Annotated in this window: 2 protein-coding genes; both read right to left on the minus strand. The window is 35.4% G+C overall.

What is annotated here, in order from left to right:
• Positions 1 to 427: 427 nt before the first annotated feature.
• Positions 428 to 1,315, minus strand: coding sequence for an aspartate carbamoyltransferase catalytic subunit (locus OZD62_RS06000; RefSeq protein WP_006280416.1), 888 nt, complete (start codon positions 1,313 to 1,315; stop codon positions 428 to 430).
• Between the two features lie 203 nt (positions 1,316 to 1,518).
• Positions 1,519 to 2,544: a Fe(3+) ABC transporter substrate-binding protein gene (locus OZD62_RS06005; protein WP_010082338.1), complete on the minus strand. Its 1,026-nt coding sequence runs from the start codon at positions 2,542 to 2,544 to the stop codon at positions 1,519 to 1,521.
• Between the last annotated feature and the right edge of the window lie 195 nt (positions 2,545 to 2,739).

Here is a 2,739-nt window from a genome sequence, read left to right on the forward strand (position 1 = left end):
TATAAATACCAGAATAATAAGCTACTGATATTCCCTATCTTTTTTATCTTTAATCCATCATAGCTAGCGAGGCAACAAAGCCCACTGGAATCTAGGTTGTAACCGTTCACGGATTGTGAGAATGAATAAAGAACTAAGCAGTCGTAACTTTTGGAAGGGATTTTGGCCATTGAGACGTGATGTCAAAAATATCGACAACATTCTTTCCACAAATCTTTCTCCATGTTCCGACCAGGTGAAAAAGCTGTTTTTACGATAGCCGTCTAATTTGCCGTTCTGCAAGGTTGTTGATTGACTTCAGGCTTTCGTAAAAACTTCCACACCATATCCTCGGCCTTAACATCTTAATGGCCATTCTCAAACCATTTACAAGCCTTGTCATTTCATGCCCCCCCTTTTTGCATTAGTTGTGTAGCATCTTTTAATATTAGCAAGGCCTATAATAGTGCAACACTGCCTTACGTATTGCCAATCCAAATTCTACTTGCTGTAAAATAACACAATCTGCTACATCGCTGCTAATCTCAATCCCTCTGTTTATTGGCCCTGGGTGCATAACAATCGCATCTGGTTTTGCGTATGATAGCTTTTGTGAATCAAGTCCATACAAATAAAAATATTCTTTCTCTGAAGAACTATTATTCATGCGCTCTTTCTGCAATCTCAAAAGCATAATTACGTCAGCATCCTTTATACCTTCAATTAATGAATAATGGACTGAATCTACTTCAGGAAAATGCTTACAAATCAAAGTTGGTGGTGCGACCAAGTTTATCTCTGCTCCAAACATTTTTAGCAATCTTATATTTGATCTTGCAACTCTACTGTGCAGAATATCTCCACATATCACAACTTTGAGGTCCTTTATTTGCTTTTTGTGATTGCTGATTACAAGATAGTCTGCAAGAGCTTGAGTTGGATGTTCACTACTTCCATCGCCTGCATTGATTAGCGAGCAGTTAACATACTTTGCCAGTGTATTAATGATACCACTACTTTTATGCCTGATTATTATGTAATCAGGATTCATTGCATTTAATGTTTTGATCATGTCTTTTAGATCTTCTCCCTTGTTAATAGAAGAAGATCTTATTGGCAAAGTTACAACATTTGCTCCAAGGCTTTTTGCTGCTATTTCAAAAGACGCAAGTGTACGCGTTGAATCTTCAAAGAATAAATTTATTACTGTCTTATTTTCCAAGATATGACTATTTGCAACTTCTTTTTTAAGGTACTGGTTGGCCAACTTAGTTATATTTTCTACATCATCGACTGTAAGGTCTGAGATGTTTAACAAATTCCTTCTCTTGTTCATAGTTTCCTTTTCAACTACTTGAACCTATTCTACTTTCTTATTACCTTTTTTCAATAGACTTCTTGTGCAGCAATTGTTTTGGTGAAAGAACGGAAAAAGATAGTAAAGTCAAAATTAAGTTAGAAGGAAGAAAAAGTTCAGCGAGTCAAGAGTAAGGTATATTAGCATAAATCTTTCATCCCAATGTTTAGTGGCGCTGGGGATTACTTCCACTTACACTCATCCGCTATCATCACAGCCTCAAAAAGATGCTTCTCAAGTTCACTTAGAGGCAAATCACTTTGTGAATAATTTCCCCAAGATTTTAGTATATCGGAAGTTTCAACGCCTTCAATAATAGGATATTCTTGGTTTTTTTTAGCGTATAACTCTTGAGCCTGCTTGCTTACTAAAAATTCCAATAAGACTATAGCATTTTCCCTGTTTTTTGCGTTTTTTGTTACTGCTGCACCACTGATGTTTACCATTACACCGTGATCGTTGCGATTAGGAAAAAAAGCCCCTAGCTTGTCTGCAACATTCTTTTTATTTTCTGATGAAAGAATTCTCGCAAAGTAGTAGCTGTTTACTATTGCAACATCTCCCTCACCCGCTGCGACGGCGTAAATTTGATCAGTATCACCACCACTTGGTTTTCTTGCCATATTGCTCACAATTCCGCTTACCCATTCTTTCGTCTTTTCAAAACCATTATTTGCAATCATAAAAGCAATTAACGATCTGTTATATGGACTTGTAGAAGAACGCACTAATATTTTTCCTTTCCATTTTTCATTTGCTAAATCTTCATAAGTACTTAAGTCCTTAGGGTCTACTGACTCTTTATTGTAAACCAATATCCTAGCTCTTTTTGTAAGACCAAACCAATAATCTTCACTGTCTCTAAATCTTGCAGGTATAACACTTTTTAAAACCTCTGAATCTACTTGAGATAAAAGTCCTCTTTTTTTTGCTAGAATTAAGTTGATTGCATCAGCAGTCAAAAATAAGTCAGCTTCACCACCGTTTTCCATTCGTGAAAGTAGCTGAGAATAATCATCAATGATGTAACGTACTTTAATACCTGTATTTTTCGTGAATTCATCAAACAAAGTACGTACTAATTCTTCTTTGCGCGATGAATAAACATTTACCACTTGTGAGTCATTAGTTCCGTCGTTTCTGTATAAATAAGTAATAACTATCAATATAATTGCTATTAAGGATGTGAATATAAAGGCTTTTTTCATATTGGATAAAAAATAACTTCTTTCAGTTAAAGTTACCAAGATGGTACAACTTTAGCAAGTGTAAAGTTCGTTAGATAAATCATAAAAACTTCCTTGACAAGCTTCGCCAGCCCCCTTATTATAACACTGAAGCTATTTATTTATCTTCGCAATCTCTGCAGTGGATTAATGACAAAAAACTTAATGTATTTGGCG

The organism is Wolbachia endosymbiont of Drosophila seguyi, from assembly GCF_028981765.1.
Taxonomy (GTDB): Bacteria; Pseudomonadota; Alphaproteobacteria; order Rickettsiales; family Anaplasmataceae; genus Wolbachia; species Wolbachia pipientis.

Coding starts and splice junctions, on each gene's coding strand:
- OZD62_RS06000 (WP_006280416.1), bottom strand. CDS start 1,315: ATGAACAAGAGAAGGAATTTGTTAAACATCTCAGACCTTACAGTCGAT.
- OZD62_RS06005 (WP_010082338.1), bottom strand. CDS start 2,544: ATGAAAAAAGCCTTTATATTCACATCCTTAATAGCAATTATATTGATA.